12 protein-coding genes and 1 tRNA gene are annotated in these 14,245 nt (G+C 62.8%); 4 read left to right on the top strand and 9 right to left on the bottom strand.

Annotated elements, in window-relative coordinates; genetic code table 11:
- Positions 1-897, top strand: an 897-nt coding sequence (locus tag PHP59_RS07615) for a substrate-binding domain-containing protein (RefSeq protein WP_300165654.1), incomplete at its 5' end; no start/stop codon positions are given.
- Here the strand turns inward: PHP59_RS07615 and PHP59_RS07610 are convergent.
- Positions 827-1,309, bottom strand: coding sequence for a TIGR00725 family protein (locus PHP59_RS07610; RefSeq protein WP_300165652.1), 483 nt, complete (start codon positions 1,307-1,309; stop codon positions 827-829). The two genes, PHP59_RS07615 and PHP59_RS07610, sit on opposite strands and share 71 nt — an antisense overlap.
- Positions 1,310-1,782: 473 nt before the next feature.
- Here PHP59_RS07610 and ileS point away from each other — a divergent pair, with 473 nt between their 5' ends.
- Positions 1,783-4,956, top strand: a complete 3,174-nt coding sequence (gene ileS / locus PHP59_RS07605; protein WP_300165650.1) for an isoleucine--tRNA ligase — start codon at positions 1,783-1,785, stop codon at positions 4,954-4,956.
- Here the strand turns inward: ileS and PHP59_RS07600 are convergent.
- On the bottom strand, positions 4,939-5,661 hold the full coding sequence (locus tag PHP59_RS07600; protein WP_300165648.1) for a tRNA(His) guanylyltransferase Thg1 family protein: 723 nt from the start codon (positions 5,659-5,661) through the stop codon (positions 4,939-4,941). The genes ileS and PHP59_RS07600 overlap by 18 nt on opposite strands.
- A 21-nt stretch (positions 5,662-5,682) precedes the next feature.
- The gene (locus PHP59_RS07595) at positions 5,683-5,952 is read right to left on the bottom strand and encodes a PRC-barrel domain-containing protein (RefSeq protein ID WP_300165646.1); all 270 of its coding nucleotides are present in this window, start codon (positions 5,950-5,952) and stop codon (positions 5,683-5,685) included.
- A gap of 52 nt (positions 5,953-6,004) precedes the next feature.
- Here PHP59_RS07595 and PHP59_RS07590 point away from each other — a divergent pair, with 52 nt between their 5' ends.
- Positions 6,005-7,150, top strand: coding sequence for a CBS domain-containing protein (locus PHP59_RS07590; protein ID WP_300165644.1), 1,146 nt, complete (start codon positions 6,005-6,007; stop codon positions 7,148-7,150).
- Between the two features lie 65 nt (positions 7,151-7,215).
- Here PHP59_RS07590 and PHP59_RS07585 read toward each other — a convergent pair whose 3' ends face one another.
- From PHP59_RS07585 to PHP59_RS07560, 6 genes are all read right to left on the bottom strand, one after another.
- Positions 7,216-7,956, bottom strand: coding sequence for a hypothetical protein (locus PHP59_RS07585; protein ID WP_300165642.1), 741 nt, complete (start codon positions 7,954-7,956; stop codon positions 7,216-7,218).
- A 68-nt stretch (positions 7,957-8,024) separates the two neighbouring features.
- Entirely contained in the window at positions 8,025-8,765 is a 741-nt protein-coding gene (locus PHP59_RS07580; RefSeq protein ID WP_300165640.1) for a hypothetical protein, read from the bottom strand.
- Between the two features lie 69 nt (positions 8,766-8,834).
- A complete protein-coding gene (locus tag PHP59_RS07575) occupies positions 8,835-9,395 on the bottom strand; it encodes a Yip1 family protein (protein ID WP_300165638.1) in 561 nt (186 codons plus the stop codon).
- 345 nt (positions 9,396-9,740) lie between these two features.
- Positions 9,741-11,390: a radical SAM protein gene (locus PHP59_RS07570; RefSeq protein ID WP_300165636.1), complete on the bottom strand. Its 1,650-nt coding sequence runs from the start codon at positions 11,388-11,390 to the stop codon at positions 9,741-9,743.
- On the bottom strand, positions 11,380-12,000 hold the full coding sequence (locus tag PHP59_RS07565; RefSeq protein WP_300165634.1) for a 6-hydroxymethylpterin diphosphokinase MptE-like protein: 621 nt from the start codon (positions 11,998-12,000) through the stop codon (positions 11,380-11,382). The genes PHP59_RS07570 and PHP59_RS07565 overlap by 11 nt, the downstream gene beginning before the upstream one ends.
- Positions 11,990-13,459, bottom strand: coding sequence for a DHH family phosphoesterase (locus PHP59_RS07560; protein WP_300165632.1), 1,470 nt, complete (start codon positions 13,457-13,459; stop codon positions 11,990-11,992). The genes PHP59_RS07565 and PHP59_RS07560 overlap by 11 nt, the downstream gene beginning before the upstream one ends.
- An 88-nt stretch (positions 13,460-13,547) precedes the next feature.
- Here PHP59_RS07560 and PHP59_RS07555 point away from each other — a divergent pair.
- A tRNA-Lys gene (locus tag PHP59_RS07555) sits at positions 13,548-13,621 on the top strand.
- Positions 13,622-14,245: the final 624 nt, after the last annotated feature.

The raw sequence follows: 14,245 nt of genomic DNA, 5'->3' as shown, positions 1-14,245 counted from the left end.
ACGACGACGCTCCACTCGGACATCGGCACCGACGAGTTCGTCCTCCTCTCCGTGGGGAAGATCGGGGAGAGATGGGTGGCCGTGCCCCAGTCGCGGGGCGCGGGCGTCCAGATGTCCGCGGTGCGGGCGAACGCCCTGATGACGATCCCGTCCTCGAAGGAGGGGGCCGAGGCCGGAGAGACGGTCAGGGCGCGCCTCCTCGTGCCGCGGCGGCAGGCAGGGGAAGGTGTGCTCGTCACCGGGAGCCACGACCCCTGCCTGGACCGCCTGGCCGATATGGTCAGGCCGGCAGGCGTGGACATCCACTCGACGCATGTCGGGTCGATGGGCGGCCTCCTCACTCTCAAAAAGAGGCAGTGCCATGCGGCGCCGATGCACCTCCTCGGCCCGGACGGCGAGTACAACCTCCCGTACCTGAGAAAGTACCTGCCTGACGAGGACCTCGTCCTCCTCTGCGTGGCGGAGAGGGAGCAGGGGCTCATCTCGCGGGATAAAGTATCCTTCGACGACCTCCCGGCCCTGCGGTACGCGAACAGGCAGAAGGGGTCGGGGACCCGGATCCTCTTCGACCAGCTCATCGGCGAACTCGGGATCAGGCCTGCCGACGTCAGGGGATATGAGAGGGAGTTCACCACGCACCTCGGCGTCGCCCTGGCCGTCAGGTCGGGCGAGGCCGACTGCGGCATGGGGGTGTACTCCGCGGCAAAGGCCCTCGGCCTCACCTTCACGCCGGTGGCGACGGAGCGTTACGAACTGGTGATGCACGCCGACGCCCTCGACGACCCGCGGGTGGCGGCGATCGAGGACGCGGTCTCCTCGGAGACCTTCAAGACGATCCTTCAGGGGATGGGCGGCTACAGGACGACCGAGACCGGCGTGCGGCGGAGACTGCCCTGAGTACCGCCTCGTCGGGTGCGGCGCAGGGGACGACGCCCTCGATCGTCCAGGTGCCCACCCCGAAGACCTCTTTTTTCATCTTCAGTGCAAGGGCGATCTCCGAGAGGGTGCCGTAACCGCCGCCGACCGCGATGACGGCGTCGACAGAGGCGACGATGAGGGCGTTCCGCGCCTGGCCCATATTGCTCCTGACGACGATATCGACGTACGGGTTCTCCCCCTCTGTGCCGGGGATGATCCCGACGGTCGCCCCGCCGTGCGCCTTTGCACCCCGGCACGCCGCCTCCATCACCCCGCCAAGGCCGCCGCAGAGGAGGACGGCGCCGCGGTCTGCAAGGAGGGCGCCGACCGTCTCCGCCGCGGCCGACTCGTCCGGCGAGGGAGTCCCGGTACCGATGACTGCGATCTGCATGACGAAGAGATCGGCGGACAGGGAGAAGGATGTGACGGATGCATTGAGGTCATCCCAAAACTGATCCGAACCTTCATTCACGCCGATGAAAGGGCTCACATTCGGTTCTGAAAAATCCTGTTCTGGCGTCTTGTCCGGGGGGTTTCACCCCCCGATCCCCCCATCATTGCGATAGGGGGTGGATGGCAACCTCCTTCATCAGGATCTCTCTTCCCCGACCCTATCCTGTTTCGGGGGTTCGGGGGCGTCAGTCCCCCGGCGAAGAGGTGGGGGAAGGCGGTGGTTTCGCACGATTCTTCAGGGAATTCAGGAAGATATCGACCCGATCATGATATTCTCTCCCGATCCCTGCATGTAGAGATGGGGGGAATGAACGAGAGTTCTGGGATATGCTCATTGAAAAAATACTTTGGGTGCGGGGACCCACCATACCAGATATGATCACGCCCCGCGGGGCGAGTTGAGGGATAGAGGTGAAGGAAGTCACCAGCAGTTATGATGCGAAGGCTGTCGAGGCCTCTGCCAGGGAATTCTGGCGGGCCAACGATACCTACCACGCGGTAAAGGACCTGAGGCGCTCAGGGAAACAGTTCTTCTTCGTGGACGGCCCGCCGTACACCACCGGCCACATCCACCTGGGCACGGCCTGGAACAAGATCCTGAAGGACGCCATCCTCCGCCACCAGCGGATGTGCGGGATGAACGTCATCGAGCGTGCCGGCTACGACATGCACGGCCTGCCCATCGAGGTGCAGGTGGAGCACGAACTCGGTTTCGCCTCCAAGAAGGACATCGAGACCTTCGGGATCGACCGCTTCATCGAGAGTTGCCGGACGTACGCCATCGCCAGGATGGGCGAGATGTCAGACCAGTTTCGGGAACTCGGCATCTGGCTCGACTTCGACGAACCCTACCAGACCCTGAAGAAGGAATATATCGAGGCGGCCTGGTGGACCCTGAAAGAGGCCGAGAAAAACGGGATGCTTGAGAGGGGCTCCCGCGTCGTGAACTGGTGCCCGCGCTGCGAGACCGCGATCGCCGACTCCGAGGTCGAGTATGCCGACGCCACCGACCCCTCGATCTACGTGAAGTTCCCGGTGAAGGGGCAGGCAGACGAGTACCTCGTCATCTGGACGACCACGCCCTGGACCCTCCCCGCGAACGTCGCCGTCGCCGCCCACCCGGAGATCACCTACGCCCTCGTCCTCGCCCGGAAGGACGGTGCCGAGGAGCGCCTCTGGATGGCCGAGGGCCTCGTGAAGGAGGTGCTCAAGAAGGGGCGGTACCAGAGTTTCGACGTCATCCGCACCGTACCCGGTACCGACCTCGTGGGCATGGAGTACGAGTCGCCCCTCGCGGAGTTCGTCCCCGCCCAGAAGGAGATCGCGCACAGGGTCGTCCTCGCCGACTATGTCGCCCTGGAGAACACCGGCCTCGTGCACACGGCGCCGGGCCACGGCTGGGACGACTACCTCACCGGCATCAGGGAGAACCTCCCCATCCTCTGCCCTGTCGACGGCACGGGCCGGTTCACGAAGAAGGGCGGCGTCTTCGAGGGCCTCTACGTCAAGGACGCGGAGACGAACCAGAAGGTGCTCGACGCCCTCGGCCACCACCTCCTCCACCAGGGGACGATCACCCACAGGTACGGCCACTGCTGGCGGTGCAAGACCCCGATCATCTTCCGCGCCACCGAACAGTGGTTCATCAAGGCCGCGGATATGCGGGACAGACTCCTCGACGAGGTGGCGAAGGTGCGGTGGTACCCCGAATGGGCCGGGAGCGCCCGCTTCCATGACTGGGTGAAGGAGGCACGCGACTGGTGCATCTCCCGCCAGCGCTACTGGGGCATCCCGATCCCGGTCTGGCAGTGCGACACCTGCGAGACCCGCCGGGTCATCGGCACGGTCGCCGAACTCGAAAAGGCGAGCGGCATGGAAGTAAAGGATCCGCACCGCCCGTACGTGGACACGGTGACCATCCCGTGCAGCTGCGGCGGCACCATGCACCGGGTCTCCGACATCTTCGATGTCTGGTTCGACTCGGCCGTCGCCTCCTGGGCGACTCTCGGGTTCCCCGGAAACAGGGAGGACTTCGAGAAGTACTGGCCTGCCGACTTCATCACCGAGGGGCAGGACCAGACCCGCGGCTGGTTCTACTCGCAGCTCGGCGCCTCGATGGTCGCCTTCGGCCGGGCGCCGTACAAGTCTGTCCTGATGCACGGCTTCGCCCTGGACGCCGAGGGAAAGAAGATGTCGAAGAGCCTCGGCAATGTCGTGACGCCCGGCGAGGTCATCGAGAAAGGCGGCGTGGACGTGCTGCGCCTGTACGTCCTCTCGGCAAACGCCCCCTGGGACGACATGAAGTTCAACTGGGAGGGTGTGAAGACGGTCAACCGGGCCCTGAACATCCTCTGGAACGTCTACCGCTTCCCCCTGCCGTACATGGCCCTGGACAACTTCGCGCCCGCGCAGAAGGCAGACGGCCACTGGGACGAGGACGCGGTCGCCGGGATGCTCGCCGCGATGCCTGACGAGGACAGGTGGATCCTCTCGCGGGTCAACACCCTCACCGAGGAGATCGACGCCGACTTCGCGGAGTGCAACCTCCACAAGATCACCCGGTCTCTCATCACCTTCATCCTGGAGGACGTCTCCCGCTGGTACCTCCAGCTGGTGCGGCCGCGGATGTGGCTCGAAGAGGACGCACCCGAGAAGAGGTACGCCTACGAGACGGTGTACTATGTCCTCCGCCGTCTGGTCCAGCTCCTCTCGCCCTTCACCCCCCACCTGACAGAGGCGATCTACGGGAACCTGCGCTGCAGCGGCGATCCCCGGAGCGTCCACATGCTCGACTGGCCCGAGGCGGACGCCGCCCTCATCGACAGGAACCTGGAGACGGCGATGGCCGTCGTGCAGGCCTTCGACGACGCCTCGGCAACGGCCAGGCAGGACGGGAAGAGGAAACTCCGCTGGCCTGTCGGCGAGGTCGTCGTCGTCACCTCCTCGGCCGCGGTGCAGGAGGCGGTCACCCGCCTCAACGCTCTCTGCTGCACGCGGGCGAATGCGAAGGCTGTCACCGTCGTCGCCGGCCGCTGGGAAAGGATCGGCTGGAAGGCCGAACCGGTGATGCGGGTACTCGGGCCGAAATTCGGCAAAGAGGCCCCGAAGGTAAAGGCGGCGATCGAGGCGGCCGACGGCAACGCGCTGAAGGCCGCTCTTGCCGAGACCGGCACGGCAACCGCCGGGGCGTACGAGGTCACCCCGGAAATGGTGACCTTCGACGAGGAACTCCCGGCAGATGTCTTCGCCGCCCCGATGCAGGACGCCACCGTCTATGTGGACGTGGCCCTCACTCCGGAGATCGAGGCCGAAGGCTATGCCCGCGAGGTGATCAGGCGTTTCCAGGAGATGCGGCGGCAGCGCGACCTCAAGGTCGAGGAGAACATCGTCGCCGAGGTCGCGGTCGCGGACCCCCGCATCGCGGCTCTCGTGGCCGGATGGGCGGAGGCAATCTCGGGCGAGGTGCGCGCGAAGGCGCTCGACGTCCACGAGGGCGACGCCCTTGCCGGCACCTGGGAACAGGCCGCAGAATGGGAGGTCGAAGGCGTGGAGATGCGGATGGGCCTCTCACGCGCCGAGGAGTGAGGAGAGATAGGCCCGGCCCTCAGGGGCCGAGAAGAGGGGCAGGACTTCGTCGGCGACGACGCCCTGCCTCTCGACCGTCACTTTTTCCCCGGTCAGGGGATTCATCCCCTCTTTTGTGTATCTTCCCTTCCGCACCAGGGTGCCCCGCCTCTGCCAGGCCGGGGTCTCGGCAAGGTTGACGCCGCGGGAGAACATCAGGCCGTGCATATCCTCGGCCTTCATGCCGAGGAGGCGCGCAGCCGCCGCACGCGAGGTGAGACCCTCGTCCTGCAGGGCGGCCTGGCAGTAGGCATTGATGTGGTTTCGCCATGCCTCGGCCTGGCGCATCGCAAGGTATTCGGCGGCGTACGCCGGCGTCGCCGGGATGATCCTGGCGTCGAAGGCGACGGGTTCGGCGCACCCGTACTCCAGGGTGAAGGCGCTCGCCGCATAGGAGGCGGCGATGGAGTCCAGTTTCTCCACCCGGCCGCCGAAGGGCAGGACGGTGAGGTAGAGACTGATCTCGTCTGAAAAGGTATAGGCACAGAGGGGGTTGAGGCCGCTCTCTGCAATCAGGTGCCTGCAGGTCCCGACCATCGCCGCATGAAACCGTGCGTCGAAGGGCTTTTCACAGGTACGGGTCAGCCGGTGGAATGCCCTCCCGTCGAGGCGGAGAAAAACCGGAGGGTAGAGGGCAAGATTAGAGAAGATCTCATGGTTTTCCATGGCTGTGCCGTACCATCCGGCTCAGGCTTTCGTCTCGCCCTTTGCCTTCTTGAACGCTGCGGAAATATGGCGTATGACGATGATATCCCCGATTTCCTTGATGATCCTGAAGGGGACAAGGTAGCCGCGGTGGCCCTTGGGATCGGAGAGTTCGGGGTTGAGGTTGCCGACAGCAAGGGACTCGATCTTCTTCCCGTCGATATCGAGCAGGACATCGTCCACGTCCCCTACATAGATCGCCTTGTCTGTGTATACGCTCATGCCAAAAAGTTCGGTGACCTGCGTCTTCATCACTATCGATTCATGGTATAGACTATAAACGATAAAAAGACTATCATTTCCCATGAACGGATCCTTACGAATCGGGCATCTATTCGGAATTCCTATCTATCTTCACTGGACTTTCCTTATCGTGATCCCGCTCTTCGCCTGGATCATCGGGAGCCAGATCGCACTGACGGCCACGATGATCGCCGGCCTGTTCGGCGTCGAGATCACGATGACTCTCTTTCTGCAGGGCCTTACCCCGTACATCCTCGGGGCCGCGATATCGCTCGGCCTGTTTGCCGGGGTGCTCATCCATGAACTTGCCCACTCGGTCGTGGCGCGGTCGATGGGCCTCAAGATCAACTCCATCACCCTTCTCATCTTCGGCGGCGTCGCCTCCATGGAGGAGGGTCTGCCCGACCCGAAGGTCGAACTGCCGATGGCCCTTGTCGGGCCCCTGGCAAGCCTCGGCGTTGCGATCATATCTGTCGCCCTCACCTATGCGCCGGTATGGCTCGTGGACGCGGGACGCCTGAGTCCTGAGGTCGGCGGCGTCCTCATCTACTTCTTCGGCTACCTGGCCCTGCTGAACTTCGTCCTCTTCCTCTTCAACCTGCTCCCGGCCTTCCCGATGGACGGGGGGCGGGTGCTGCGGGCGTGGCTTGCGAAGAAGATGCCACTCCACCAGGCGACGAAGATCGCGGCCGACATCGGGCGGGGCTTTGCGGTCTTCTTCGGGATCTTCGGGTTTCTCATCTTCAGCCCGATCCTGATCATCATCGCCTTCTTCATCTATATCGGGGCGAACCAGGAGGCGACGGCGGTGCGCTACAGTTTCCTCCTCCGCGACGTCTCGGTCGGCGACGTGATGTCCGCGCCGGTGACGACGGTGCCGCCGGACATGCCGGTCAGCGAGGTGGTGAAGATGATGTACGACACGAAGCACCTCGGTTTCCCGGTGATGGACCGCGGCGGTCTTGTCGGCATGGTCACTCTCGGGGACGTCCATGCGGCGCCGGCCCTCGACCGCGAGGCGATGCAGGTGCGCGACCTGATGTCGAAGGACCTTGTCGTCCTCCCGCCCGACGCCCCGCTCACCGAGGCGATGAGGATCATGTCCCAGACCGGCATCGGCAGGATTCCTGTCGTCAGGGAGGGGGAGGTCGTCGGCATCGTGACGCGGACAGATATCCTGACGACGCTGGAGATCAAGGAGGCGTGAGGGGAGCGGCGAGCGCCCCTGTTCTGGATCTTTTTTCCGTCGTCGTCGGGTTCTGCGGGGATTGGTCATGAACCGGCACTGGCGTCGGGGGTAGGCTCCACCTGCCACTCCCGGTAGGTCCCCGACCCCACCCTCATCATCCCGCTGGCAGGCATCCAGCCCTGCGGATCGCCGGTGATGGAAAGATAGTAGAAGTCAGAATAGTAATTCCCGCAATTGTTATCGAATCCTTCGACCCATTCATTCAATCCTCTCAGATCTGAATATATCTCCACCCGCGTCCCGTTCTCGTAGTGCGCATAGACAGGAATAGTGTAGTAGTCGTAGCCGGAATCGGGGTTCTGTGTTTCTTCTTTCGGTGTGAAGTTTTGCTTTGGGAAGAAGAGTGACTCGTTGTCGAAGGGGTACAGCGTATTGATCAATTGCGGAACGACTTCTGGGCTGAATTTTTTCATGGGGGTGTAATTACGATAGTGCACGTGAATCGATCTTTCGGCATGCATGAAAGGAGCGGTCAACTGGAGGTACTGCCGGCCTTCGACCCGGACAATTGCAGGAGTGATATTCTGCGACAGGCGCTCGGAGTAGAAATCGACGGTGATCGGTTCCGGACCGACGGCCGGACGGTCGCCGCACGTCGGGATGGGGACGAGGAACGTCACGTTCTCGATGGGCGCATCCGTCCGGATCTGGAGTTCGTAGGTGTAACTGACGACCAAAAGAGACGGTTCCGTCGAGAAGCAGCCGCTCAGAAAGACCAGGGCAATGAAGAGGACGAGTGGGAGGGCGAGGGCGCGGCGGGGCATGGAAGGGAATGCTCCTTCCCGGTATAGATGTGTTCGGATACGCTCGCCGTCATAAATAGAGAGGTGTGTTACCCGACACTGACGTTGGGGGTAGGATCCACCTGCCACTCCCGATAGACCCCCGATCCCCGTATCATTTTACCGTCAGCAGGCATCCAGCCCTGCGGTTCGCCGGTGATGGTGAGGCGATACCTATCAGAATATCGATTAGAGATCCATGCATCGAAGGACTCAACCCATTCATTTACTCCCTTAATTTCAGAAGAAATCTTTACCTGCGTCCCATTCTCGTAGTACGCGTAGACGGGAATGACATAGGTGTAGAAGTAACCGGGATTGGTGCCGTATGTCTCTTCTGTCGGCGTGAAGTTCTGCTTCGGGAAGAAGAGCGACTCATTGCCGAAGGGGTGCAGCGTATCGATCAACTTTGGAATGGCGTCCGGGCTGAATTTTTCTATGGAGGTGTAATTACGATAGTTCACGTGAATCGATCCGTCGGCATGCATGAAAGGAGCGGTCAACCTGAGGTACTGCCGGCCTTCGACCCGGACAATTGCAGGAGTGATATTCTGCGACAGTTGATCTGAATAGAAATCGACGGTGATCGGTTCCGGACCGACGGCCGGACGGTCGCCGCGCGTCGGGAGGGGGACGAGGAAGGTCACGTTCTCGATGGGCGCATCTGTCCGGATCTGGAGTTCATAGGTGTAGATGGTATGCAGAAAGGATGGCTCCTGCGAAAAACAGCCGCTCAGAAAGACCAGGGCGATGACGAGGACGAGCAGGGGGGCGAGGGCGCGGCGGTGCATGAAGGGGAGTAATCTGTCCTTATAGAAAAGGGTTTGTGGAGACGGGCGGGACCAGGGAGCAACCCACCCTCAGACTCCGCCTCTCACCATCACGAGAGCGAAGAGCATCACGAAGAAGAGGACGACGAGGATGGCCACCGGCAGGAGGACAGCGACCGCGGCCCTCAGGGTCGAGGTCTCGTGGAGTTCCCTGACACCGATGATGACGAGGGCCGCCGTCCAGATCCACGCGATGAGGCCGATCAGGGGAATCCAGCCGAGGAGCAGGCCGGGGGTGGCGCCGTACGCCAGGGCCCTGAACGTCTGCTCGATGCTCTTCCCGCCGACGACGAGGGCGACGAAGAGGTGGAAGACCATGCAGGCGAGGAAGAAGAGAACGGTCCCGCCGATCAGTTCGCCGATGACAAATGTGATCCCGTCAAACACAAGCGCCGCGGCGTTCCCGCCGGATGTTAAGGTGTAGGAGAAGAGCCAGCCAATGATGAAAATGGTGAGGAGGGTTAAGTTGATGGCGAGGAGGACGACAAAGTATTTGAGGACGTCGCCAGGGTCGTCGGATCGTGCATTCCTGAACGCCTCCACAGGGTGCATGACGAACCCTTTCACCTTTTCGATGATTCGGGGCGGCATGATAGGAGTAGAGAGCACCGGGATTTATTTTTTCGGCTTTGTTGAAATCCTCATGTTCAGGTTGATGTCTCTCTCCCTTCCATGAGAGTAGACGCGGATCTACCGCCTTCCCCCTACTACCTGCCGGGGGGCGGCGGCCCCCCCGGACCCCCAGTTGAGATTGGCCCGGGAAGAGCGAACAGGGTATTCAGAGGAGGGAGATTGCCGTATCCCCCCAATCCTGAGCGGGGGCCCGGGGGCGTAGTCCCCCGGCGCAGGCACACCAGAAAAAGTTTTCAACAGAGCCATTTTTTCTGAAAAATATCAGACACGATGGGCTCTTCTCCAAGAGGAGGTGTACCCGTCTCACTCGAACGAGAGGTACCCGTCCACCACCGTCTCCCCCGCGACCTTCCTGAAGGCGGCGAGGTCGGCGAAGGGCCGCTTCGCAAGGACCGTGACCGCCGTCTTCTTGCCGACGCCGGGGATACTGCGGATCGCCGACGGGGGGAGAGTGTTCACCTCGATCGGGGCCGGGAGGGCGGTGATCGACCGCATGCCCCAGTCGACGACGACGGCGTCGGTGACCGTCCCTTCGGGGAGGGAAAGGGGGAGGCCGACAAGGATGGGGTACGACCCCATCTGCCGGCCGAAACTCGTCTGCCCCGATATCTCGACCCCGACGTTGGAGAGGAGGGTGCCTGCCGGGAAGACCCTTCTCAGCATGGGGAGGTCGAATTCCTTCCTCACCCACTCCTTAAAAGCGCGGAACGCCCCTTCGTGCTTCCCGAGAGTATTCTCCTCGTAGGCCCGCGTGCCCATGAAGGGCATCAACTGCCTGATGTTCACCCGCCGCACCTGGAGGCCGGCGGCGAGCACCCTCTCCAGGAAGGCGCGGTTTTGGGCATAGGTCTCCGCGGTCTCCCCGGCAAGGCCGCAGACGAAGTTGAGGCCGGGCAGGAGATCGGGGACGCCGTCACGCCGGCCGCCGCCCACCTCGTTGACGATCTCGATCGCCCGGAAGACCTCGTCCGGGAGTGCCTTGAGGTTGTTCGCCCGGATCACCGCGGGGTCGGCGGTCTCCATGCCGAAGGCGGCGACGTCGCCCGGCGTGTGGCCGGCCACGATCGCGGCGAGGGCCTCGCGGCTCTCCTCCTCGTGTCGGGCGATGGTGCCGGGATTCACATTGTCGATGTGGAGGGTCTGCAGGTCGGGCGCGGCCACCCTGATGCGGGCGAAGAGGTCGGCAAGGAGGTCGGGACGCGGCCTCGGGAACTCGTCCCCGCCGCCCGTGCCGAAGGCGAGGAGGTCGGGTTGCCTGCCGAGTCTGAAGTGGCGGGCGCCCGCGGCGTACAGCGCCGCCACCTCCGCGGCGACGCCGGCGGCGGAGCGGTAGCGCGGCAGACCGTAGAAGGGTTCGGTGCAGAAGGAGCACCCGCCGCCGGCGGCGCGGGAGCACCCCCGTGCAGTCTCCAGTTCGCACATCACCCGCGGAAAGAGGGGGTGCTGTCCGATCACCGGGGCGCCGAGGACACTCCACCGGTCGATATCCGCGTATTCGGCCGTCCCTGCCGGTTCCCCGCCGGAGAGGAGGGAGTCGAGGGCGGCGGACGGCGAGCCAGCGAGCAGGTGGTCGAACCCTGCCGCGGCAGTTTCCACGGCCTTCTTCCCCCCCTGCGGGGAGTAGCCAAAGCCTATCGGCCCGCCGAGCACCTTCTCGGGGCCGCGGACCTGCACGCCGATCTGCGAGAGTTCGATGAGGGTGGCGGGCGTCCCCGCGAGGTACTTCCCCGGCACCGTGATCCCGGCGATCACCAGAAGAAGGGATGCGTCGTTGAAAGTCCTGAGGACGGCGGGGTTCTTCCTGACGGCATCGATCGTCGTGTACCTGACGGTATAACCGTGTTCGACGAGCACGCCGGCGCAGTACCTGATATAGGGGGAGATGTACGGGGGGACGCCCAGGCACGCGGGTTCGTCCACGTACCCGTCCAGAATGACGGCGTCAGATGTCATGGCCGAGGAGGGCAAGGAGACGCCGCGCCCAGGCGAGTTTGCCCCGCTTCACCGGGTCGACACCGGGGTCATCGAGATCGAAGCCGACGAGGGAGACCTGCACCGCACCGAGGGCATGGGCGGCGAAGGCCGCGCGGTCGCCGTCGGAGAAACCGCCGAAGTTGTGGATGCTGTCGAAGGGAGCGGCCTGCGTCGTGCCGACAAGAGGGCCGGGCAGTTTCGACACCCAGTAACGGAGAAGAGGGATGTTGTCGCCGTGGGCATGGACGACGACGACCGTCCCCTCCCTGTTCATCGCGACCAGACTGTCAGTCGCCCCGTCGAGGTCGGTGAAGACGGCGGCGGGCCTGATGCCGCGGCCGTACAGCACGTCCGCGGCGGCGTCGGCCGCAAAGACCGTCCCATCGACCCTGCCGATCTCGGCGGGGAGGGAGGGTGCGTTCCCGCAGACCGTGACCGTCTTCCCCCGGCAAAGGTCTTCGAGGAGGGCGAGGTCGTCGCGGGGGAGGAGGGCGGCGAGGATACGCGCCGCCTCCTCGTCTCCCGCCCGGTCGAAGGCAAAATAGTCCAGGATCTCTTCGTAGAAGGGCTCCCACTCCTCAAACTTCATGCTTGGCCTCGTTCTCCAGGCCAACGATCCGGCGGATCTTCTTCAGGATGGGCTCGATGATCAGGTCGAGGAGTTCCTCCTTCTCCTTCACCATCGAGAAATAGGTGAGAGGTATGGCCGCCGCCGCCATGGTTGCGTGACCGCCGGCCTCGCCTATCCCGGCAAAAGCCTCCTCCAGCACCTTGCCGATATGGATCCTGATGTCCCTGTTCCTGGCCGAGAAGATGATGTTTATATCGGTGATCCCGTAGACGATGGCGGTATTCACTCCCTCCAGGTTGATGAGGGCGTCGGCGGCCTGCGGCACGGCGTCCCTGTTGCGGAGATATCCGACATTCGTGAAGAGATAGCCGGAGACGACCTCGCGGCCCCGGATCGCGTTCCCGAGGACGTCGAGGGTCTCCTGCGAGACGGACGGCGACATGATCTTGTCGAGAATGTCGCGGTCGGTGAGGGGCAGGAGGAAGGCGGCGTAGTTGAGGTCCTGCGGCGTGATGTTCCGCCTGAAGTCCCGGGTGTCGGCCCGTATCCCGTAGAGGAGAGCGGTCGCCACCTTCGTGTCCACCGGGAGGTCGAGTTCCTGGAGGTACTGCGTCATGATGCTTGCCGTCGCCCCCATCCCCGGCCTGATGTCCACGAACTCGACCTTGGTGGTGTCGTGGGTACCGTTCTTGTGGTGGTCGATGATGATGTTCACCCGTGCGTCCTTGCCGAGGGCATTGTTCGAGCCCGGCGCCGTGGAGTCGACAAGGGCGAGGTGTTCGCAGGCGGCGAGGATCTCGGGCGAGATCTTCTCCATCTTGATGTCGAGAAGGTTGACGAAGGCCCGGTTTTCCTGGTGGCCGATATTGCCGTCATAGAGAATACGGGAGACGAGTTTTCCTCCCGAGGCGTCGTGGGCAATCGCCGCAAGGGCCATCGCGCTCGATACCGAGTCGGGGTCGGGGTTCGTGTGGGTGACGATCCCGAGGGTGCCCTCCCAGGACCCGAGGAGAGCGGAGAGCCGCCGCGCGATGCGCGAGGCAGAGAGCCTCCTGATGTGGTGGACGGCGGTCTTGGCGATGACTTCCTGAGGATAGAGGACGACATCGGCCCCTGCGCTCTCGAGCATGTCCTTGCCCACCGGGTCGGTGGCGCGGGCGATCACATGCGCAGGAGGATATTTTGCTTTTGCAGTCCGCACTGCAGAAAGATTGGCGTCCTTGTCATTGGAGAGGACAAAAATGACTTCAGGAACAGGTAGATCGTCAAAAGCGTTCGGTTCTTGCATATCCCGGACGATCGCGTCGTATTTCTGATCGCGAAGATCTTCGACGCGCTTCTCGTCCCGGTCGAGGATTAATATTGAATCGGTTTCCTTGAGCAGCTCCTCAACAACGTTGTATCCTGTGCTTCCGCAGCCGCATATCAGGTATTTTACGATCTTCCCGGGAGACCCGGGCTGAGCCGCATCGGCCATCACAGAATATGGGATCTCTGGAGATAACAACTCATCGCCGCAATATTTATATGCAAACGCGCCCAATATGGTAGAGTCAAAGCACAGAGGGCCTGTAGCTTAGTTTGGCATAGCGGCGGACTCTTAATCCGCAGGCCAGGGGTTCAAATCCCTTCAGGCCCGTTCTTTGTATTCTTCTCTTCTGGTCATTCATTCACGATATCGCCGCACTGTTTTGATCTCGGACCGTGGTCTCTCCCCTGTATTCAGGCCAGTTATTTCGGCGAAAAGCTTCGATATTCTATTCACGACCCGGGATACGTTCCGGGAAGAAAGAACTACAGAGACAAATCAAAGGCCCCGGGGTGTTGCATGTCAGAGCATGAGGGCGTGGGCCCCGCGGGACACGGCCCGGGTCAAATACGCCCGGATCTGCCCCCAGTAGAGGGATCCCACCACCCTTTCAGGGCCATAACGGGGAGATCCGGCGATCCTGGCATACCGGGGGCCGTTGGCAGAACAGAATGAAATCCGGCAGGACTCAACGCCCTCTGGCCGTCGATATGATTACGGGTAAGGCCCCCCCCCACTCCCGGCTCCCAGGTGCCGGGGAAGAGGAGGGAAAGGGGTCGGAATGTGTCCCGATCCGGGCTCTGAAGATTTCCCCGGTACGGGCTCTGTAGAATCGGGCATGAACCCCTGGCTCAAGCATACGTGATGAAAATTTCTCGTTGCAGTTCTCCTGAGTGCGGAGGGATACTTGATTCCTCTCCTTGCAACAGGGCACCTGAAGGATACTGTTCAATT

It is taken from the genome of Methanofollis sp., from assembly GCF_028702905.1.
Classification (GTDB): Archaea; Halobacteriota; Methanomicrobia; order Methanomicrobiales; family Methanofollaceae; genus Methanofollis.
This window is presented reverse-complemented; position numbering and strand designations above follow the sequence as displayed.

What these genes read in the sequence shown, in the direction of transcription:
- PHP59_RS07600 (WP_300165648.1), bottom strand. Translation starts at nt 5,661, where the DNA reads ATGGAAAACCATGAGATCTTCTCTAATCTTGCCCTCTACCCTCCGGTT.
- PHP59_RS07610 (WP_300165652.1), bottom strand. Translation starts at nt 1,309, where the DNA reads ATGCAGATCGCAGTCATCGGTACCGGGACTCCCTCGCCGGACGAGTCG.
- PHP59_RS07575 (WP_300165638.1), bottom strand. Translation starts at nt 9,395, where the DNA reads ATGCCGCCCCGAATCATCGAAAAGGTGAAAGGGTTCGTCATGCACCCT.
- PHP59_RS07560 (WP_300165632.1), bottom strand. Translation starts at nt 13,459, where the DNA reads ATGGCCGATGCGGCTCAGCCCGGGTCTCCCGGGAAGATCGTAAAATAC.
- PHP59_RS07570 (WP_300165636.1), bottom strand. Translation starts at nt 11,390, where the DNA reads ATGACATCTGACGCCGTCATTCTGGACGGGTACGTGGACGAACCCGCG.
- PHP59_RS07595 (WP_300165646.1), bottom strand. Translation starts at nt 5,952, where the DNA reads ATGAAGACGCAGGTCACCGAACTTTTTGGCATGAGCGTATACACAGAC.
- PHP59_RS07565 (WP_300165634.1), bottom strand. Translation starts at nt 12,000, where the DNA reads ATGAAGTTTGAGGAGTGGGAGCCCTTCTACGAAGAGATCCTGGACTAT.
- PHP59_RS07590 (WP_300165644.1), top strand. Translation starts at nt 6,005, where the DNA reads ATGAACGGATCCTTACGAATCGGGCATCTATTCGGAATTCCTATCTAT.
- PHP59_RS07585 (WP_300165642.1), bottom strand. Translation starts at nt 7,956, where the DNA reads ATGCCCCGCCGCGCCCTCGCCCTCCCACTCGTCCTCTTCATTGCCCTG.
- PHP59_RS07580 (WP_300165640.1), bottom strand. Translation starts at nt 8,765, where the DNA reads ATGCACCGCCGCGCCCTCGCCCCCCTGCTCGTCCTCGTCATCGCCCTG.